The organism is Enterobacter sp. V89_11, from assembly GCF_029967775.1.
Lineage (GTDB): Bacteria > Pseudomonadota > Gammaproteobacteria > Enterobacterales > Enterobacteriaceae > Enterobacter > Enterobacter ludwigii.
Genome location: NZ_JASCAN010000015.1, coordinates 147,876 through 166,687 on the forward strand (window position 1 = coordinate 147,876; position 18,812 = coordinate 166,687).

The 18,812-nt window shown below is 55.0% G+C and carries 19 protein-coding genes; 11 read left to right on the forward strand and 8 right to left on the reverse strand.

Translation table 11 applies throughout. From position 1 onward, the window contains the following. Positions 1-19 precede the first annotated feature (19 nt). Entirely contained in the window at positions 20-970 is a 951-nt protein-coding gene (tal, locus tag QLG09_RS13440) for a transaldolase (protein ID WP_014171101.1), read from the reverse strand. A gap of 290 nt (positions 971-1,260) precedes the next feature. Between tal and maeB the strand changes: the two genes are divergently transcribed. Then, positions 1,261-3,540: an NADP-dependent oxaloacetate-decarboxylating malate dehydrogenase gene (gene maeB, locus QLG09_RS13445; protein WP_014171100.1), complete on the forward strand. Its 2,280-nt coding sequence runs from the start codon at positions 1,261-1,263 to the stop codon at positions 3,538-3,540. Between the two features lie 18 nt (positions 3,541-3,558). Here maeB and hemF read toward each other — a convergent pair whose 3' ends face one another. Both hemF and amiA read right to left on the reverse strand, forming a co-directional pair. Further along, the gene (gene hemF, locus QLG09_RS13450; RefSeq protein WP_025203494.1) at positions 3,559-4,458 is read right to left on the reverse strand and encodes an oxygen-dependent coproporphyrinogen oxidase; all 900 of its coding nucleotides are present in this window, start codon (positions 4,456-4,458) and stop codon (positions 3,559-3,561) included. Beyond that, entirely contained in the window at positions 4,458-5,333 is an 876-nt protein-coding gene (gene amiA / locus QLG09_RS13455; RefSeq protein ID WP_014171098.1) for an N-acetylmuramoyl-L-alanine amidase AmiA, read from the reverse strand. Before amiA ends, hemF begins: the two co-directional genes overlap by 1 nt. Before the next feature lie 212 nt (positions 5,334-5,545). Between amiA and QLG09_RS13460 the strand changes: the two genes are divergently transcribed. The 10 genes from QLG09_RS13460 (at position 5,546) to pdxK (ending at position 13,885) form a co-directional block, all read left to right on the forward strand. After that, a complete protein-coding gene (locus QLG09_RS13460) occupies positions 5,546-5,971 on the forward strand; it encodes a GNAT family acetyltransferase (RefSeq protein ID WP_020883079.1) in 426 nt (141 codons plus the stop codon). Then, entirely contained in the window at positions 5,958-6,407 is a 450-nt protein-coding gene (locus QLG09_RS13465) for a DUF2919 domain-containing protein (RefSeq protein WP_049022757.1), read from the forward strand. Before QLG09_RS13460 ends, QLG09_RS13465 begins: the two co-directional genes overlap by 14 nt. Positions 6,408-6,470: 63 nt before the next feature. Next, positions 6,471-7,046: an RpoE-regulated lipoprotein gene (locus tag QLG09_RS13470; RefSeq protein ID WP_020883081.1), complete on the forward strand. Its 576-nt coding sequence runs from the start codon at positions 6,471-6,473 to the stop codon at positions 7,044-7,046. A 92-nt stretch (positions 7,047-7,138) separates the two neighbouring features. Then, positions 7,139-8,038, forward strand: a complete 900-nt coding sequence (locus QLG09_RS13475; protein WP_014171094.1) for a Dyp-type peroxidase — start codon at positions 7,139-7,141, stop codon at positions 8,036-8,038. 175 nt (positions 8,039-8,213) lie between these two features. Further along, positions 8,214-9,227: a sulfate ABC transporter substrate-binding protein gene (locus QLG09_RS13480; RefSeq protein ID WP_047743027.1), complete on the forward strand. Its 1,014-nt coding sequence runs from the start codon at positions 8,214-8,216 to the stop codon at positions 9,225-9,227. Then, positions 9,227-10,060: a sulfate/thiosulfate ABC transporter permease CysT gene (gene cysT, locus QLG09_RS13485; protein ID WP_020883084.1), complete on the forward strand. Its 834-nt coding sequence runs from the start codon at positions 9,227-9,229 to the stop codon at positions 10,058-10,060. The genes QLG09_RS13480 and cysT overlap by 1 nt, the downstream gene beginning before the upstream one ends. Next, positions 10,060-10,935: a sulfate/thiosulfate ABC transporter permease CysW gene (cysW, locus tag QLG09_RS13490; RefSeq protein WP_020883085.1), complete on the forward strand. Its 876-nt coding sequence runs from the start codon at positions 10,060-10,062 to the stop codon at positions 10,933-10,935. The genes cysT and cysW overlap by 1 nt, the downstream gene beginning before the upstream one ends. Further along, the gene (cysA, locus tag QLG09_RS13495) at positions 10,925-12,019 is read left to right on the forward strand and encodes a sulfate/thiosulfate ABC transporter ATP-binding protein CysA (RefSeq protein ID WP_014171090.1); all 1,095 of its coding nucleotides are present in this window, start codon (positions 10,925-10,927) and stop codon (positions 12,017-12,019) included. The genes cysW and cysA overlap by 11 nt, the downstream gene beginning before the upstream one ends. Before the next feature lie 112 nt (positions 12,020-12,131). Continuing rightward, positions 12,132-13,043: a cysteine synthase CysM gene (gene cysM / locus QLG09_RS13500; RefSeq protein WP_049023278.1), complete on the forward strand. Its 912-nt coding sequence runs from the start codon at positions 12,132-12,134 to the stop codon at positions 13,041-13,043. 5 nt (positions 13,044-13,048) lie between these two features. After that, positions 13,049-13,885, forward strand: a complete 837-nt coding sequence (gene pdxK / locus QLG09_RS13505; protein ID WP_025203495.1) for a pyridoxine/pyridoxal/pyridoxamine kinase — start codon at positions 13,049-13,051, stop codon at positions 13,883-13,885. Positions 13,886-13,929: 44 nt separating this feature from the next. Here the strand turns inward: pdxK and crr are convergent, their stop codons facing one another. From crr to cysZ, 5 genes are all read right to left on the reverse strand, one after another. Beyond that, a complete protein-coding gene (gene crr / locus QLG09_RS13510; protein WP_003861316.1) occupies positions 13,930-14,439 on the reverse strand; it encodes a PTS glucose transporter subunit IIA in 510 nt (169 codons plus the stop codon). A 40-nt stretch (positions 14,440-14,479) separates the two neighbouring features. Further along, the gene (ptsI, locus tag QLG09_RS13515) at positions 14,480-16,207 is read right to left on the reverse strand and encodes a phosphoenolpyruvate-protein phosphotransferase PtsI (RefSeq protein WP_049023279.1); all 1,728 of its coding nucleotides are present in this window, start codon (positions 16,205-16,207) and stop codon (positions 14,480-14,482) included. A gap of 44 nt (positions 16,208-16,251) precedes the next feature. Continuing rightward, positions 16,252-16,509, reverse strand: a complete 258-nt coding sequence (gene ptsH / locus QLG09_RS13520) for a phosphocarrier protein Hpr (RefSeq protein ID WP_000487600.1) — start codon at positions 16,507-16,509, stop codon at positions 16,252-16,254. A 317-nt stretch (positions 16,510-16,826) separates the two neighbouring features. Continuing rightward, positions 16,827-17,798, reverse strand: a complete 972-nt coding sequence (cysK, locus tag QLG09_RS13525) for a cysteine synthase A (RefSeq protein ID WP_049023280.1) — start codon at positions 17,796-17,798, stop codon at positions 16,827-16,829. Between the two features lie 163 nt (positions 17,799-17,961). Continuing rightward, positions 17,962-18,723, reverse strand: coding sequence for a sulfate transporter CysZ (cysZ, locus tag QLG09_RS13530; protein WP_014171085.1), 762 nt, complete (start codon positions 18,721-18,723; stop codon positions 17,962-17,964). Positions 18,724-18,812 lie beyond the last annotated feature (89 nt).

Genomic DNA, 18,812 nt, shown 5'->3' on the forward strand with positions numbered 1-18,812 from the left:
AATTCACTCCGTGGCAAGGTTAAAGTTTGGCGGCAAGAAGATCTTCAAGTTTGCGTTGGTCGACGGCGAACAGGCGGATGCCTTCCGCCAGTTTTTCGACGGCCATTGCGTCCTGATTGTGCTCCCAGCGGAATTCTGCTTCGGTCATGGCTTTAGGTTTGGGGAGGACGGTTGATGTGGGCACCAGTTTGCGGATAACCGTCTCCTCTTTGTCCTGCAGCTCTTTAAGCAGGTTAGGGGAGATGGTCAGGCGGTCACAGCCTGCCAGGGCGAGGATCTGCTCGGTACGGCGGAAGCTGGCGCCCATCACGATGGTTTCGTAGCGGTGCTGTTTGTAATAGTCGTAGATATTACGCACCGATTTCACGCCCGGGTCCTCATCCACCACGTACGGATCCATCGGCTGTTTAGCCTGATACCAGTCATAGATTCGCCCGACGAACGGAGACACCAGGAAGACGCCGGCTTCGGCACAGGCGCGCGCCTGCGCAAAGGAGAACAGCAGCGTCAGGTTGCAATGGATCCCCTCTTTTTCCAGAACTTCCGCCGCACGGATCCCTTCCCAGGTTGAGGCCAGCTTAATCAGAATGCGCGATTTATCGATGCCCTGCTCCTGGTAGAGCTCAACCAGGCGGCGGGCTTTCGTGATGCTCTTCTCCTGGTCGAAGGAGAGGCGGGCGTCCACTTCGGTAGAGACGCGTCCCGGGATGCTTTTCAGAATTTCCGCACCGAAATTAACGGCCAGCTTGTCGCTCGCTTCGGCGACCTGCTGCTCCTGTGTTTTACCGCGCTGTTTACCGTAGTCGATAGCGTCATCAATCAGATGACTAAAATGAGCAAGACCGGCCGCTTTGAGCAGCAGCGAAGGGTTAGTGGTCGCATCTTCGGGCTGATAGTGGCGAATCGACTCGATATCACCGCTGTCGGCGACCACGGTAGTGAATTGTTTGATGCCGTCTAGTTGGTTCATAAATAATTACTCCTTGGAAATAAAAGAGTTACTCGAGTGCGTTAGTTCACACTTCTGCGAAAATCATGATGGACTTAACAAAAAAGCATAGCAGACGGGGGAGGCATTGCTTTCTGAGACGGGTAACATGGCTGTTATAAATTGATAACAATTTTTATTCTGCAATGGTGAGAGTTTGGCAGCCTTCAAAGTTTATGTGGCTGCCTGCGGCGATACTAGGCGGCACACCAGGGTGTGCTTCAGGATCGCAAACGTCACCCTTTTGACCGATACGTGAAAGGAAAAATAAGATGGATGATCAGTTAAAACAGAGTGCTCTCGATTTCCACGAGTTCCCTGTCCCAGGTAAAATTCAGGTCTCCCCGACAAAACCGCTGGCGACTCAGCGCGATCTGGCGCTGGCCTACTCGCCCGGCGTCGCGGCGCCGTGCCTCGAAATCGAAAAAGATCCGCTGGCAGCCTATAAATACACCGCGCGTGGCAACCTGGTCGCCGTGATCTCTAACGGGACGGCGGTGCTGGGATTGGGCAATATTGGTGCGCTGGCCGGTAAGCCCGTGATGGAAGGCAAGGGCGTTTTGTTCAAGAAATTTGCCGGTATTGACGTGTTCGATATCGAAGTGGATGAGCTCGATCCTGATAAATTCATCAATGTGGTTGCCGCGCTGGAACCGACCTTCGGTGGGATCAACCTCGAAGACATCAAAGCGCCGGAATGTTTCTATATCGAGCAGAAACTGCGCGAGCGTATGAACATTCCCGTGTTCCATGATGACCAGCACGGTACCGCGATTATCAGCACCGCGGCCATTCTGAACGGTCTGCGTGTGGTTGAGAAAAATCTCTCTGACGTGCGTATGGTGGTCTCCGGCGCAGGCGCGGCGGCAATCGCCTGTATGAACCTGCTGGTGGCGCTGGGCATGCAGAAGCACAACATTGTGGTCTGCGACTCCAAAGGCGTTATCTACAAGGACCGTGAGCCGAACATGGCGGAAACCAAAGCGGCCTACGCGGTAGAAGACGACGGTAAACGCACGCTGGAGGACGTGATTGACGGCGCGGATATCTTCCTTGGCTGTTCAGGCCCGAAAGTGCTGACCCAGGAGATGGTGAAGAAAATGGCGCGTGCGCCAATGATTCTGGCGCTGGCAAACCCGGAGCCGGAAATTCTGCCGCCGCTGGCAAAAGCCGTGCGTGAAGATGCCATTATCTGTACCGGTCGTTCCGATTACCCGAACCAGGTGAACAACGTTCTCTGCTTCCCGTTCATCTTCCGCGGGGCGCTGGACGTGGGCGCGACGGCGATCAACGAAGAGATGAAGCTCGCGGCCGTTCATGCCATTGCGGAACTGGCGCATGCCGAGCAGAGCGAAGTGGTCGCCTCGGCATATGGTGACCAGGATCTGAGCTTTGGCCCGGACTACATCATTCCAAAACCATTCGACCCGCGTCTGATTGTCAAAATCGCCCCGGCGGTTGCTAAGGCGGCAATGGACTCCGGCGTGGCGACGCGCCCCATCAAAGATTTCGATGCTTACGTCGATAAGCTCACCGAGTTTGTCTACAAAACCAACCTGTTTATGAAGCCCATTTTCTCCCAGGCGCGTGCCGACGCGAAACGCGTGGTGCTGGCGGAAGGGGAAGAGGCGCGCGTTCTGCATGCCACGCAGGAGCTGATCACCTTAGGTCTGGCGAAGCCAATCCTGATCGGTCGTCCGAGCGTTATCGAGATGCGTATTCAGAAGCTGGGGCTGCAGATCAAAGCGGGTGTGGATTTTGAGATCGTTAATAACGAATCCGATCCGCGCTTTAAAGAGTACTGGAACGAATACTACGCGATCATGAAACGTCGCGGGATCACCCAGGAGCAGGCGCAAAAGGCCGTGATCAGCAACACGACGGTGATCGGGGCGATCATGGTCCATCGCGGTGAAGCGGATGCGTTGATCTGCGGCACGATCGGTGATTACCACGAGCACTTCAGCGTGGTGCAGGAGATCTTCGGCTATCGCGAAGGGGTCCACACCGCCGGGGCGATGAACGCGCTGCTGCTGCCAAGCGGTAACACCTTTATTGCCGACACCTACGTTAACGACGATCCGAGCCCGGAAGAGCTGGCGGAGATCACCGTGATGGCGGCAGAAACCGTGCGTCGCTTTGGTATTGAACCGAAGGTAGCGCTGCTGTCGCACTCCAACTTCGGTTCGTCGAAATCAGCAGCGGCGTGCAAAATGCGCCAGACGCTGGAGCTGGTTCGCCAGCGTGCGCCGGAACTGATGATTGACGGCGAGATGCACGGTGATGCTGCGCTGGTGGAGAGCATTCGTAACGAACGCATGCCGGACAGCCCGCTGAAAGGTTCTGCAAACGTGCTGATTATGCCGAACGTGGAAGCGGCCCGCATCAGTTACAACCTGCTGCGTGTCTCCAGCTCTGAAGGGGTCACCGTAGGACCGGTGCTGATGGGCGTGGCGAAGCCAGTGCACGTGTTGACGCCGATTGCTTCGGTGCGTCGTATCGTGAATATGGTGGCACTGGCGGTGGTTGAAGCGCAGACGCAGCCGCTGTAAGCGCTGCGCCTGCCGGCATTACACCCAGTCCCGAATCGTAATAAAGTCTTTCAGGGCAGCCTCCGGGCTGCCTTCTTTTGGCTCGTAGCTGTACTCCCAGCGAACCAGCGGCGGCATCGACATTAGAATGGACTCCGTGCGCCCGCCGGTCTGCAGGCCAAACAGCGTTCCGCGATCCCATACCAGGTTGAACTCTACATAGCGCCCGCGGCGGTAAAGCTGGAACTCGCGCTCGCGCACGCCGTAGTCGGTATCTTTACGCCGCGCCACGATCGGCAGATAGGCTCCGGTATACCCTTCACCTACCGCCCGCATAAAGCTGAACGCGGTATCAAAATCTGGCGTGTTGAGATCGTCAAAGAACAGCCCACCAATGCCGCGCTGCTCATCACGGTGCTTCAGATAAAAATAGTCATCACACCATTTTTTAAATTTCGGGTAGATGTCGTCCCCAAACGGCTGACAGAGATCGCGTGCGGTGGTGTGCCAGTGCACGGCATCTTCTTCAAACCCGTAGTAGGGCGTTAAGTCAAAACCGCCGCCAAACCACCAGACCGGATCGGCCCCGGGTTTTTCAGCAATGAAAAAGCGCACGTTGGCATGGCTGGTCGGCACATACGGGTTGTGCGGATGAACCACCAGCGATACGCCCATTGCTTCGAAGCTGCGGCCTGCCAGTTCTGGTCGATGGGCCGTGGCGGAAGCGGGCATCGCGTCTCCGTGGACGTGGGAAAAATTGACGCCAGCCTGCTCAAAGATGCCGCCGTTACGCAGCACGCGGCTGCGTCCGCCGCCACCGGCTTCGCGCTGCCAGCTATCTTCCTGAAATTCACCGCCATCTGCGGCGGCCAGTTTCTGGCAAATCTCATCCTGCAGCTGCAGCAGGAATGTTTTTACCAGCTGTGCATTGGGTTTCATCAACGTTTCCTGGAGTGCGCTTTCTGGTTATCGAACCAGTTGAAGTAACTGATTATGCCTGAGGCGATGGCGTTGGCGATCTTCTGGCGAAACGCGGTGGTGCCGAGCAGGCGCTCTTCCTCCGGGTTGGTGATGAACGACGTCTCCACCAGTACGGACGGAATTGACGGCGACTTAAGCACCACGAACGCCGCCTGTTCGGTGCTCCTGCTGTGCAGGCGATGCACCGGTTTAATCTTCTTCAGAATATGCGAGCCGAGCGTCAGGCTGTTTTTAATGGTGTCCGTCTGAACGAGGTCAAACAGCACCTGCTGTAACAGATGATCTTTGTCGGTGGCTTTTTTCCCCGCGACCTCATCCGCCCGGTTTTCACGATCGGAGAGATATTTCGCCATGGCGCTACTCGCCCCACGGTTGGAGAGGGCGAACACCGAAGCCCCCGCCGCCGACGGGTTGGTAAAACCGTCCGCGTGAATCGACATAAACAGATCGGCACCGTGCTGGTGGGCGATCTCTACGCGGTCGTACAGCGGAATAAACGTGTCGCCAGAACGCGTCAGGCGGGCGTCAATGCCATTGCTGCGTAAAATTGCGCGCACATTTTTTGCAATCGCTAACACGACATGCTTTTCTTTCGCACCGTTTTTACCAATAGCGCCGGTATCAATTCCGCCGTGACCGGGGTCCAGCATGACCAGACGCTTCGCGCCCGGCTTTTTCGATTTCGGTTTACTGTGTCCGTTACTGGTTTTGAGCGTGCTCTCTTCTTTAGCCTGAGCCTGCTGTGCGATGCCCGTTAACGTTAAGGCCGCCAGCCCCGCTTTGAGAACCTGACGACGCGATGTGAGTGCTTTTAATGGTTTGAATGTGCTCATGCGGCCTGAATTGTAAAAATTGGGGTCCTGGTGTTATATCGTATCGTGATTAGCGTTACGACAGTCCTTATTGAGAATTGTTTTACTTTTCATTTCAATACGTGACAAAGTGACATTATGCCAAATTTTGGCGAGTTTTTCCCCGGTTATTGGCTAAACGCGATGTTCACGCCATAATCACTGTTTTTAAACCCGAAAAGGCGGTTAATACCATGGAGATACGCGTTTTTCGCCAGGAAGATTTCGAAGAGGTGATCACCCTTTGGGAGCGCTGCGATCTGCTGCGTCCGTGGAACGATCCGGAAATGGATATTGAACGTAAGCTGAATCACGACGTCAGTCTGTTTCTGGTGGCAGAAGTCAACGGCGAGGTGGTGGGAACAGTGATGGGCGGGTACGACGGCCATCGCGGCTCGGCCTATTATCTGGGCGTGCACCCGGAATTTCGTGCGCGCGGCATCGCCAATGCGCTGCTCAATCGGCTGGAAAAGAAACTTATTGCCCGCGGCTGCCCGAAGATTCAGATCATGGTGCGGGAAGATAACGACGTGGTGCTGGGCATGTATGAACGCCTGGGTTATGAACACGCGGACGTACTGAGCTTAGGTAAGCGCCTGATAGAAGATGAAGAGTACTGAGATCCATCCGGCAGATTATGATGCGCAAGGGCGTGTCAGGCTGCCCTTTTTGTTCTGGTGCGTTCTGCTGCTGCAGGCCCGTACCTGGGTGCTGTTTGTGATGGCCGCCGCGTCGCGCGGGCAGGGCGATACGCTTCTGACGTTCTTTTATCCCGATCACGATGCCTTCTGGCTCGGCTTGCTGCCGGGCGTGCCGGCAGTGATGGCGTTTTTATGCAGCGGGCGACGGCATACGATCCCGCGCCTGTGGGGTGCGCTTCGCTGGCTGCTGATCCTCGCTCAGCTTGCGCTGCTCGTCTGGCAACCGGTGCTCTGGTGGAGCGGTGAACCGCTTACGGGGATCGGTATTGCGCTGGTCGTAGCGGATATCGTGGCGCTGCTGTGGCTGCTGACGAATCCCCGCCTTCGCGCCTGTTTTACGCATCAGGAAGATTAACCTGGCACTTTTTGCCGATACCGCACTCCAACAAGCGTTGATTTAACATGTAAGGACGTTTCAATGAAATCGCTGCGTTTACTTTTATGCGCTCTCCCGCTGGCGTTAACCGGCTGTTCAACGCTCTCATCAATTAACTGGTCTGCGGCCTATCCGTGGAACTGGTTTGGCTCTTCAACGGAAGTGACCGAGCAGGGCGTGGGTAAAATTACCGCCGCGACGGCGCTGGATCAGGACGCCCTTCAGGATGCACTGGGTGGCGGTTATCGCCTGCGCAGCGGCATGAAAACAGAAAACGGCAATATCGTGCGTTATTTCGAAGCGCTGAAGGGTGACACGCTGGCGCTGGTGATTAACGGTGATAAAGGCACGGTAAACCGCATTGCTGTGATGGACGACGACATCCCAACCGAAAGCGGTGTGAAAGTGGGAACCCCGTTTAGCGAACTCTATAAACAGGCCTTCGGCAACTGCACCAGTGCCCCGTCTGACGACGGCGTGGCGGTGGAATGTAAAGCGCAGGGCAGCCAGCACATCAGCTATCTCTTCACCGGTACCTGGAGTGGTCCGGAAGGTTTAATGCCGTCTGACGACACGCTGAAGAGCTGGAAAGTGAGCAAAATTATCTGGAAGCAGTAATTTGCGCCTGAACAAACCGTCTCGCTGAAATACGGGTATAATAGCCGCCATCAATGCCACGCTGACGTGGCATCTTTATTTCAGGAGGAGCGATGTCTCAGGTTCAGAGTGGCATTTTGCCAGAACATTGCCGCGCGGCGATTTGGATTGAAGCCAATGTTAAAGGGGATGTGGATGCCCTGCGTGCGGCCAGTAAAGCGTTCGTTGATAAGCTGGCCACCTTCCAGGCCAAATTCCCGGACGCCCATCTGGGCGCGGTCGTTGCCTTTGGTCATAACGTCTGGCGTCAACTGAGCGGTGGCGAAGGCGCCGAAGAGCTGAAGGATTTTATCCCTTACGGTAAAGGCCTGGCACCCGCAACGCAGTTCGACGTGCTGATCCACATTCTCTCGCTGCGTCATGATGTGAACTTCTCTGTTGCCCAGGCGGCGGTTGCGGCTTTTGGTGACAGCATTGACGTTCAGGAAGAGATCCACGGTTTCCGTTGGGTGGAAGAACGCGACCTGAGCGGCTTCGTTGACGGAACTGAAAACCCGGCGGGTGAAGAGACGCGTCGTGAAGTGGCGGTGATCAAAGACGGTGTCGACGCGGGCGGCAGCTATGTGTTCGTCCAGCGCTGGGAGCACAACCTCAAGCAGCTGAACCGCATGAGCGTGCATGACCAGGAGATGATGATTGGCCGTACGAAAGAGGCCAACGAAGAGATCGACGGCGATGCCCGTCCTGTCACCTCTCACCTGAGCCGCGTTGACCTCAAGGAAGACGGGAAAGGTCTGAAGATTGTTCGCCAGAGCCTGCCATACGGCACAGCAAGCGGTACCCACGGTCTTTACTTCTGTGCGTACTGCGCGCGCCTGCATAACATCGAACAGCAGTTGCTGAGCATGTTTGGCGATACCGACGGCAAGCGTGACGCCATGCTGCGCTTCACCAAACCGGTGACCGGCGGTTACTACTTCGCCCCGTCCGTCGAGCGTCTGCTGGCGCTGTAAGTGCTGTCCACCCTCTCCCGCACGGAGAGGGCTGGGGTGCGGACCACGACGGGCTGCACCCTTATTCTCTTTTCTGCTTGTAAATCACCAAACGGTATATAAAACCGTTACTCCTTTCGTCCTCGTTATAAATATTATGACTATAAGATAGTCATCACATTTATAAGGGTGCGCAATGGCCGTTACTGTACTGAAAAAAGGATCGCTGGCACTGGCAGGTTTGCTGCTGGTGGCACAGGCGCAGGCTACTGAGCTGCTGAACAGTTCGTATGATGTTTCCCGCGAGCTGTTTGCCGCCCTTAACCCACCGTTTGAACAGCAGTGGGCGAAAGACAACAACGGCGACAAGCTGACCATTAAACAGTCACACGCAGGGTCGTCCAAGCAGGCGCTGGCCATTCTCCAGGGGCTGAAAGCGGATGTGGTGACCTATAACCAGGTCACTGACGTGCAGATCCTGCACGACAAAGGCAAGCTGATCGCCGCTGACTGGCAGAGTCGTTTGCCGAACAACAGCTCACCGTTCTACTCCACCATGGGTTTCCTGGTGCGTAAGGGCAACCCGAAAAATATCCACGACTGGAATGACCTGGTGCGTTCCGACGTGAAGCTGATTTTCCCGAATCCAAAAACCTCCGGTAACGCGCGCTATACCTATCTGGCAGCGTGGGGCGCGGCGGACAAAGCTGACGGTAACGATAAAGCGAAAACCGAGCAGTTCATGACCCAGTTCCTGAAAAACGTCGAGGTGTTTGATACCGGCGGTCGCGGCGCGACCACGACCTTTGCAGAGCGCGGCCTGGGCGATGTGCTGATCAGCTTTGAGTCGGAAGTGAATAATATCCGCAAACAGTACGACGCGCAGGGCTTCGAGGTCGTTATCCCGAAAACCAATATCCTCGCCGAGTTCCCGGTAGCGTGGGTAGATAAAAACGTGCAGTCCAACGGTACAGAGAAAGCGGCAAAAGCTTACCTCAACTACCTGTACAGCCCACAGGCGCAGACGATCATTACCGATTACTACTACCGCGTGAATAACCCGGATGTGATGAACAAACTGAAGGATAAATTCCCGCAGACCGAGCTGTTCCGCGTGGAAGACCATTTCGGCTCCTGGCCTGATGTCATGAAAACGCATTTTGCCAGCGGCGGTGAGTTAGACAAATTGCTGGCGGCGGGGCGTAAGTAATGTTTGCAGTCTCTACCAGACGCGTGCTGCCGGGCTTTACCTTAAGCCTCGGGACCAGCCTGCTGTTCGTCTGCCTGATCTTATTGTTACCGCTCAGCGCGCTGGTGATGCAGCTTGCGCAAATGAGCTGGGCGCAGTACTGGGAAGTGATAACCAACCCGCAGGTCGTCGCAGCCTATAAGGTGACGCTGCTGTCGGCGTTTGTGGCGTCCATTTTTAACGGGGCCTTTGGCCTGCTGATGGCGTGGATCTTAACCCGCTACCGTTTTCCGGGCCGTACGCTGCTCGACGCGTTAATGGACCTGCCGTTTGCGCTGCCGACGGCGGTGGCGGGGTTAACCCTTGCCTCGCTCTTTTCGGTGAACGGGTTTTACGGTGAGTGGCTGGCGAAGCTTGATATCAAAGTGACCTATACCTGGCTCGGTATCGCGGTCGCGATGGCGTTTACCAGCATTCCTTTTGTTGTACGCACCGTGCAGCCAGTGCTCGAAGAGTTAGGCCCTGAATACGAAGAAGCGGCGGAAACGCTGGGTGCCACGCGCTGGCAGAGCTTCCGCAAGGTCGTCCTGCCTGAGCTTTCTCCGGCGCTGCTGGCCGGTATCGCGCTGTCGTTTACCCGTAGCCTCGGTGAGTTCGGCGCGGTTATTTTCATTGCCGGGAACATTGCGTGGAAAACCGAAGTCACCTCGCTGATGATTTTTATCCGCTTGCAGGAGTTTGATTACCCGGCGGCGAGCGCGATTGCCTCGGTCATTCTTGCCGCATCGCTGCTGCTGCTCTACTCAATTAACACTCTGCAAAGTCGCTTTGGTCGACGCGTGGTAGGTCACTGATGGCGGAAGTTACTCAATTGAAGCGATACGATGCTCCCCGTATCAACTGGGGAAAATGGTTTCTGATTGGTACGGGCGTGCTGGTGTCCGCCTTCATTCTCGTCGTGCCGACGATTTATATTTTTGTTCAGGCGTTCAGCAAGGGGTTGATGCCCGCGCTGGAAAACCTGGCGAACCCGGATATGCTGCACGCCATCTGGCTGACCGTACTGATTGCGCTTATCACGGTACCGGTCAACCTGGTGTTCGGTACGCTGCTGGCCTGGCTGGTAACGCGTTTTAACTTCCCGGGACGTCAGCTGCTGCTGACCCTGCTGGATATCCCGTTTGCCGTGTCGCCGGTAGTGGCCGGTCTGGTATATCTGCTCTTCTACGGCTCTAACGGCCCGCTGGGCGGCTGGCTGGATGAGCATAACCTACAGGTCATGTTTGCCTGGCCGGGCATGGTGCTGGTCACGGTGTTTGTAACCTGTCCGTTTGTGGTGCGCGAACTGGTCCCGGTGATGTTAAGCCAGGGCAGCAACGAAGATGAAGCGGCAATTCTGCTGGGCGCATCCGGCTGGCAGATGTTCCGCCGCGTAACGTTGCCGAATATTCGCTGGGCGCTGCTCTACGGCGTCGTGCTGACCAATGCCCGCGCCATAGGCGAGTTCGGTGCAGTTTCGGTCGTCTCGGGCTCTATTCGCGGCGAAACGCTGTCGTTACCGTTACAGATTGAATTACTGGAACAGGACTACAACACCGTCGGTTCCTTTACTGCCGCAGCGTTACTGACGCTGATGGCGATTTTGACCCTGTTTTTGAAGAGTGTGGTGCAGTGGCGTTTAGAGAATCAGGAAAAACGTCAGCACCAGGAGGGAAATCATGAGCATTGAGATTGCCAATATTAAGAAGTCTTTTGGTCGCACCCAGGTGCTGAATGATATCTCGCTGGATATCCCTTCCGGACAAATGGTGGCACTGCTCGGGCCGTCTGGCTCGGGTAAAACCACGCTGCTGCGCATTATCGCCGGGCTTGAGCATCAGACCAGCGGACATATTCGTTTTCACGGTACCGACGTAAGCCGTTTGCACGCCCGCGACCGAAAAGTGGGCTTTGTGTTCCAGCATTACGCGCTGTTCCGCCATATGACCGTGTTCGATAACATCGCTTTCGGTCTGACCGTGCTGCCTCGCCGCGAGCGTCCGGATGCGGCCACCATCAAAGCGAAAGTGACTAAACTGCTGGAGATGGTACAGCTTGCGCATCTGGCTGACCGCTTCCCGGCGCAGCTTTCCGGCGGCCAGAAGCAGCGCGTCGCGCTGGCGCGGGCCCTGGCCGTTGAGCCGCAAATTCTGCTGCTGGATGAGCCGTTTGGCGCGCTGGATGCGCAGGTGCGTAAAGAGTTACGCCGCTGGCTGCGTCAGCTGCATGAAGAGCTGAAGTTTACCAGCGTCTTCGTCACCCACGATCAGGAAGAGGCGATGGAAGTCGCGGACCGCGTGGTGGTGATGAGCCAGGGGAACATCGAGCAGGTTGATGAGCCAGAGCAGCTCTGGCGTGAACCGGCGACCCGATTTGTCCTCGAGTTTATGGGCGAAGTTAACCGGCTGCAGGGCACCATCCGCGGTGGGCAATTCCACGTGGGCGCACACCGCTGGCCGCTGGGATACACCTCCGCACATCAGGGGCCGGTCGATCTGTTCCTGCGTCCCTGGGAAGTGGACGTGAGCCGCCGGACGAGTCTGGATTCACCGCTGCCGGTGCAGGTGCTGGAAGCTAGCCCTAAAGGGCACTACACCCAATTGGTGGTACAACCGCTGGGCTGGTATACCGAGCCGCTGACGGTGGTGATGCGTGATGACGAGCCGCCGTACCGGGGCGAACGCCTGTTTGTTGGGCTGCAGCATGCCCGTATTTATCATGGCAATGAGCGCATAGAGACGCGCGAGGATATTGCTCTGGCGGAGTCAGCCTGATAGGTTAATGACACGTAGTTTGACCGGAGGCGCTGCGCTTAGCCGGTCTGGAATATGATCTCCGTATGCCCGGAGCGCTGCGCGCCACCGGGCTTTTTATTGGACAGCGATCTTGAACACATTAGAACACACCATCGGCAACACCCCTCTGGTCAAACTTCAGCGCATGGGGCCGGACAACGGCAGCGAAATCTGGGTCAAACTCGAAGGCAATAACCCTGCCGGTTCGGTGAAGGACCGGGCTGCGTTGTCCATGATTGTGCAGGCCGAAAAACGCGGTGAAATTCAGCCCGGCGACGTGCTGATTGAAGCCACCAGCGGTAACACCGGTATTGCGCTGGCAATGATTGCCGCGCTGAAAGGCTATCGCATGACGTTGCTGATGCCCGATAACATGAGCCAGGAGCGCCGTGCGGCGATGCGCGCCTATGGTGCCGAACTGATTCTGGTCTCTAAAGAAGAGGGGATGGAAGGGGCGCGCGACCTGGCGCTAGCCATGGCCGAACGCGGTGAAGGCAAACTGCTCGATCAGTTTAATAACCCGGATAACCCGTACGCTCACTACACCACTACCGGTCCGGAAATCTGGCAGCAGACCAACGGGCGCATCACTCACTTCGTCTCCAGCATGGGCACGACAGGGACCATTACCGGCGTATCCCGTTTTCTGCGCGAGCAGGAAAAGGCGGTAACGATTGTGGGTCTGCAGCCGGAAGAGGGGAGCAGCATACCGGGTATTCGCCGCTGGCCGGCGGAATACATGCCGGGCATTTTTAACGCCCAGTTGGTGGATCAGGTGCTGGATATTCATCAACGCGAGGCGGAGAATACGATGCGTGAACTGGCCGTGCGTGAAGGTATCTTCTGCGGGGTCAGCTCGGGTGGCGCGGTAGCGGGAGCATTGCGTGTTGCGCAGGCACATCCCGGGGCTGTCGTGGTGGCGATTATCTGCGACCGCGGCGATCGCTATCTTTCTACCGGCGTCTTTGGTGAAGAGAGTTATACGCAGGGGGCGGGGATTTAAGCGTCATGGAGATGATTTTATTCCGGGATAACACCCGGGCGCAGCAAACCGATATTGTCGCGGTACAGTCGCAGGTGGTTTACGGCAGCGTGGGGAACAGCATTGCGGTGCCGAACATTCGTACCCACCGGCTGACCGTCACCGCCGTGCCGACCGTGCTGTTCAGCAACACGCCGCACTACGATACCTTTTACGGTGGCGTGATCCCCGATGAGTGGTTCAGCGGGTATCTTAAGGCGCTGGAAGAGCGCGAGATCCTGCGCGAGCTTAAAGCCGTTACCACGGGCTACATGGGCAGTGCCAGCCAGATAAAATGCCTGGCGCAGTGGCTCACCACGATCAAAGCGCAGCATCCTGACCTGCTGGTGTTGGTTGACCCCGTTATTGGCGATATTGACAGTGGGATGTATGTAAAACCTGATATCCCTGAGGCGTATCGGGAGTACCTGCTGCCACTGGCGCAGGGGATCACGCCTAACGTCTTTGAGCTGGAAGTGTTAAGCGGTAAACCGTGTCGTACGCCTGAAAGTGCCATAGCGGCAGCGCAGGGGTTACTTTCCGACACGCTGAAATGGGTGGCCATCACCAGCGCGCCGGTGGCGGACGATCCGGAGAATATTCACGTGGTGCTGGTTACCCGAGACGGTGTGACCGTCAGTGCGCATCCGCGTGTTGAAACGGACCTGAAAGGCACGGGCGACCTCTTCTGTTCAGAGCTGGTGAGCGGGATCGTTGAGGGCAAAACCGTTGCCGATGCGATTCGCATGGCAGGAGACCGCGTCACAGATGTGATGATTTATACGCAGTCGAAAGGCTACGACGAGCTTATACTGCCCGCATAAACAAAAATGGCGCCCGAAGGCGCCATTTTTCTGTGCGGCAAGAATTACTTCTTGATGCGGATAACCGGGGTTTCACCCACGGTGACGCTGCCAGACAGTTTGATCAGTTCTTTGATTTCGTCCATGTTGGAGATAACAACCGGCGTCAGGGTAGACTTGGCTTTTTCTTCCAGCAGTGGCAGATCGAATTCAATGACCGGGTCGCCAACTTTAACACGCTGGCCTTCTTCCGCGATACGTTTGAAGCCTTCGCCTTTCAGTTCAACGGTGTCGATACCGAAGTGAACGAACAGTTCGATACCGCTATCAGATTCGATAGAGAACGCATGGTTGGTTTCAAAAATTTTACCGATGGTGCCGTCAACTGGAGCAACCATTTTGTTGCCAGTTGGTTTGATAGCAATGCCATCACCAACGATTTTCTCAGCAAACACTACATCCGGCACGTCTTCGATGTTGACGATCTCGCCGGAGAGCGGAGCAACAATCTCAATAGTTCCGGAGTCTTTCTTATCATCAGAAACCAGAGATTTCAGTTTATCGAACAAACCCATGATCTTCTCCTAAGCAGTAATTTGGGCCGCATCTCGTGGATTAGCAGATTGTTTTTTCTTCAATGAACTTGTTAACCAGCGTCATTAACTCGTCCGTTGTCGGTTGAGCAAGAGCCTGCTCTGCTAACACCTTCGCATCTTCGAAGTTCGTGTTACGGATAATCTTCTTAATGCGCGGGATGGAAATGGCGCTCATAGAGAATTCGTCCAGACCCATACCCAGCAACAGAAGTGTAGCACGTTCGTCGCCTGCAAGCTCACCACACATGCCAGTCCATTTACCTTCTGCATGAGAAGCATCAATAACTTGCTTGATCAAGTTCAGTACGGACGGTGACATTGGCTGGTAGAGATGTGAAATCATATCATTACCACGGTCAACTGCCAGGGTGTACTGCGTTAAATCATTGGTACCGATACTAAAGAAATCAACTTCTTTGGCTAAATGACGCGCAATGGTCGCCGCCGCAGGTGTTTCCACCATCACGCCGATCTCAATTGACTCGTCAAATGCTTTACCTTCGTCGCGCAGTTCCTGTTTGTAGATTTCGATCTCTTTCTTCAGTGCACGCACTTCTTCAACAGAGATGATCATCGGGAACATGATGCGCAGTTTACCGAAAGCAGACGCACGCAGGATAGCGCGAACCTGATCGCGCAGGATCTCTTTACGATCCATCGCGATACGAATCGCACGCCAGCCCAGGAACGGGTTCTCTTCTTTCGGGAAGTTCATGTACGGCAGCTCTTTGTCGCCACCGATATCCATGGTACGGACGATAACCGCCTGAGAGCCACACGCTTCAGCCACAGCTTTGTACGCAGCAAACTGTTCTTCTTCAGTTGGCAGCGCGTCACGGTCCATGAACAGGAATTCAGTACGATAGAGACCCACACCTTCCGCGCCGTTGCGCTCAGCGCCATCGACGTCACGTACGGTACCGATGTTTGCGCACACTTCAACCTGATGACCGTCCAGAGTGATGGCTGGCAGGTCTTTCAGCTTAGCGAGTTCCGCTTTTTCAGTCGCAACCTGCTCCTGAACCGCGCGCAGTTTTTCGATCTCTTCGTTAGTTGGGTTGACGTAAACCATGTTGTTTACGGCATCCAGAATCAGATAATCGTCGTTTTTGACCTGAGAGGTGACGCTACCGGTACCCACAATGGCAGGCAGTTCCAGAGAACGCGCCATGATAGAGGTGTGGGAGGTACGGCCGCCCGCGTCAGTGATGAAACCGAGGACCTTTTTCAGGTTCAACTGTGCGGTTTCAGACGGGGTCAGATCGGCGGCAACCAGGATGACTTCATCCTGAATAGCGCTCAGGTCGATAATGGCCAGACCCAGGATGTTGCGCAGCAGGCGCTTACCGATGTCACGTACGTCAGCCGCACGCTCTTTCAGGTATTCATCATCCAGTTCTTCCAGGGCAGTTGCCTGACCTTCGATAACTTCATGCGCAGCAGCGTCTGCCGTCATGCTTTTATCTTTAATCAGGGCTATGATTTCCTGCTCCAGCTCCTCATCTTCGAGCAGCATGATGTGCCCTTCGAAGATGGCTTCTTTTTCTTCACCGAAAGTTTCGCCAGCTTTAGTCTTGATTGCTTCCAGTTGCGCAGATGCCTTGGCACGACCGCTCAGAAAACGTTCAACTTCCTGATCAACCTTGTCGGCAGAAATTTTTTTCCGGTCGATGACGATCTCGTCTTCTTTCAGCAGCAGTGCTTTGCCGAAAGCGATACCCGGGGATGCTAAAATGCCTGAAATCATAACCCTACCTTACTTGTGACTGATATTTAAAAGAACCCGGAAACTTACTCGAGCTCAGCCATCAGTTTTACCAGATGCTCAACTGCTTTCTGCTCGTCTTCACCTTCAGCAGAGATGGTGACAACGGTACCCTGAGTCAGACCCAGAGTCTGCAGTTTGAACAGGCTTTTTGCGCTGGCGCTTTTGCCGTTGGAAGTCACAGTGATTTCAGAAGTGAAGCCTTTCGCTTCTTTAACAAACTGAGCAGCAGGGCGGGTGTGCAGACCGTTCGGAGCGGTAATGGTAACTTCTTGCTGGAACATTGTATTTCCCCAACTTATAGGTTTAGTGTTGTGGAACTAAAGTCTAGCCTGGCGACTTAACTTTAGCCTGTATTGTTAGCGCTGACGTTTCGATCGTCATTAAACATTATGCAGCGAAAGCAAGACTTGAACCAAATCATAAAATCGATTCAGCAAGGCTATTTCATTCACTGATTAATTTCACGCATCAAAATAATTGCTGGTTTAAATACCAGACCCAACGGGGTGAATCAATGCCAGGAGGGGTAAAACTTTGAAGCAGGCCACAAAAAAGCACCCAAAAAGGTGCTTTTTTACGCGTTATTAACATGCTGGCATTACTGTTGCAGTTCTTTTTCAGTGAACAGATCGGCAAACAGTGCGGTGCTCAAGTAACGCTCACCCGATGAAGGCAGGATAACCACAATATTCTTATTGGTAAAGGCCTCATCTTCCTGAAGTTTGAGCGCTGCCGCAACAGCAGCACCGGAAGAGATGCCCGCCAGAATACCTTCCTCGTCCATCAGGCGACGTGCGGTAGAGATAGCTTCTTCGTTGGTGATGGTCACCACTTTATCAATAAGCTTCAGATCCAGGTTGCCCGGAATGAAGCCGGCACCGATCCCCTGAATTTTATGTGGGCCGGGTTTGATCTCTTCGCCCGACAGCGCCTGGGTGATCACCGGCGAGTCGGTTGGTTCCACGGCAACGGTAATCAGGTCTTTTTTACCTTTTGTGCCTTTTATATAGCGCGACACGCCAGTCAGGGTTCCGCCGGTGCCTACACCGGAGATAAATACATCAACCTGACCGTCGGTATCTTCCCAAATTTCCGGGCCGGTGGTCTTTTCGTGAATTTCCGGGTTCGCCGGGTTGCTGAACTGCTGCAGCAGCAGATATTTCGCCGGATCGCTGGCAACAATCTCTTCTGCTTTCTGAATCGCACCCTTCATGCCTTTGGCACCTTCGGTCAGCACCAGGTTCGCACCCAGCGCTTTCAGCAGTTTGCGACGTTCGATGCTCATGGTTTCAGGCATGGTCAGCGTCAGTTTATAACCGCGCGCCGCCGCAACATAGGCCAGTGCGATACCGGTGTTACCGCTGGTCGGTTCAACCAGCTCAACGCCTGGCTTCAGCACGCCACGTTTTTCAGCATCCCAAATCATATTTGCACCGATACGGCACTTCACGCTGAAGCTCGGGTTACGTGATTCGACCTTCGCCAGAATGCGTCCATTACCGATACGGTTCAGTCGAACCAGGGGCGTATGACCGATAGTCAGCGAGTTGTCTTCATAAATCTTACTCATGGCCTGTCCTTAACTGTATGAAATTGGGATACCGTCCCAGCATACCTGTTGAACAGGTAGGGGGAAGTAAGGAATTCGCATATCTATATACTGCAAGGAAATAATGGGGATCAGTATGGAATAAGGGGCGGCATAAGCCACCCCCTTTTTACACATTTTTGCATTACTTCCATAACGCGTGCTTAGCACGGTAGCAGTCAACCCACATCGCCGTTGCGCCGCAAACGGCGACCGGCATGATGAACAGGTTGAGCACCGGGATCATGGTGAACAGGCTGGTCAGCGCCCCGAATTGCATATTCGCGACTTTTTGCGTGCGCAGGGCGCTGCGCATCGTTTTGAACGGCACCTTGTGGTTATCGAACGGATAATCGCAGTACTGGATTGCCAGCATCCAGGCGCTGAACAGGAACCACAGCACCGGGGCCACCGTCTGACCGACGCCAGGGACAAAATAAAGGATAAGCAGCACAATGGCGCGGGGAAGATACCAGGCAAACTTCTGCCATTCGCGCTTCATGATGCGTGGGATATCTTTCATGATCCCCAGCATGCCCGTATCCGGCGGCGTTGCACCGGTAAGACGTGCTTCCAGCTGTTCTGCCAGCAGGCCGTTAAACGGCGCAGCAATCCAGTTTGCAATCGTCGAGAAGAAGTAGCCGAACACCAGCAGCACGGAGATAACCGCTACCGGCCAGAGCAGGTAGTTCAGCCACTGCAGCCAGTCCGGCACATGGCTCATCAGCGAAGGGATCCAGCTCTCCAGTCTGGTGAACAGCCACCAGAACGCGCCGCCCATCAGGATAATGTTAATCAGCAACGGCAGAATGACGTAGCGACGAATCCCCGGCAGTGAGACCAGTTTCCAGCCCTGAGAAAAATACCAGACGCCGCTGCGCGGGGGAGAAGATGATGTTGAAACCATAACCAGGCTGTACTCCTTTTTTCACAACCAGTGGAATTGCCCGCCTATATTATCCACTTACGGACCAATGACCAGTTCGGAAATGTTCG

Excerpts from the sequence above, each read along its gene's own strand:
- tal (WP_014171101.1), bottom strand. The coding sequence starts at position 970 with ATGAACCAACTAGACGGCATCAAACAATTCACTACCGTGGTCGCCGAC.
- maeB (WP_014171100.1), top strand. The coding sequence starts at position 1,261 with ATGGATGATCAGTTAAAACAGAGTGCTCTCGATTTCCACGAGTTCCCT.
- hemF (WP_025203494.1), bottom strand. The coding sequence starts at position 4,458 with ATGAAACCCAATGCACAGCTGGTAAAAACATTCCTGCTGCAGCTGCAG.
- amiA (WP_014171098.1), bottom strand. The coding sequence starts at position 5,333 with ATGAGCACATTCAAACCATTAAAAGCACTCACATCGCGTCGTCAGGTT.
- QLG09_RS13460 (WP_020883079.1), top strand. The coding sequence starts at position 5,546 with ATGGAGATACGCGTTTTTCGCCAGGAAGATTTCGAAGAGGTGATCACC.
- QLG09_RS13465 (WP_049022757.1), top strand. The coding sequence starts at position 5,958 with ATGAAGAGTACTGAGATCCATCCGGCAGATTATGATGCGCAAGGGCGT.
- QLG09_RS13470 (WP_020883081.1), top strand. The coding sequence starts at position 6,471 with ATGAAATCGCTGCGTTTACTTTTATGCGCTCTCCCGCTGGCGTTAACC.
- QLG09_RS13475 (WP_014171094.1), top strand. The coding sequence starts at position 7,139 with ATGTCTCAGGTTCAGAGTGGCATTTTGCCAGAACATTGCCGCGCGGCG.
- QLG09_RS13480 (WP_047743027.1), top strand. The coding sequence starts at position 8,214 with ATGGCCGTTACTGTACTGAAAAAAGGATCGCTGGCACTGGCAGGTTTG.
- cysT (WP_020883084.1), top strand. The coding sequence starts at position 9,227 with ATGTTTGCAGTCTCTACCAGACGCGTGCTGCCGGGCTTTACCTTAAGC.
- cysW (WP_020883085.1), top strand. The coding sequence starts at position 10,060 with ATGGCGGAAGTTACTCAATTGAAGCGATACGATGCTCCCCGTATCAAC.
- cysA (WP_014171090.1), top strand. The coding sequence starts at position 10,925 with ATGAGCATTGAGATTGCCAATATTAAGAAGTCTTTTGGTCGCACCCAG.
- pdxK (WP_025203495.1), top strand. The coding sequence starts at position 13,049 with ATGGAGATGATTTTATTCCGGGATAACACCCGGGCGCAGCAAACCGAT.
- crr (WP_003861316.1), bottom strand. The coding sequence starts at position 14,439 with ATGGGTTTGTTCGATAAACTGAAATCTCTGGTTTCTGATGATAAGAAA.
- ptsI (WP_049023279.1), bottom strand. The coding sequence starts at position 16,207 with ATGATTTCAGGCATTTTAGCATCCCCGGGTATCGCTTTCGGCAAAGCA.
- ptsH (WP_000487600.1), bottom strand. The coding sequence starts at position 16,509 with ATGTTCCAGCAAGAAGTTACCATTACCGCTCCGAACGGTCTGCACACC.
- cysK (WP_049023280.1), bottom strand. The coding sequence starts at position 17,798 with ATGAGTAAGATTTATGAAGACAACTCGCTGACTATCGGTCATACGCCC.
- cysZ (WP_014171085.1), bottom strand. The coding sequence starts at position 18,723 with ATGGTTTCAACATCATCTTCTCCCCCGCGCAGCGGCGTCTGGTATTTT.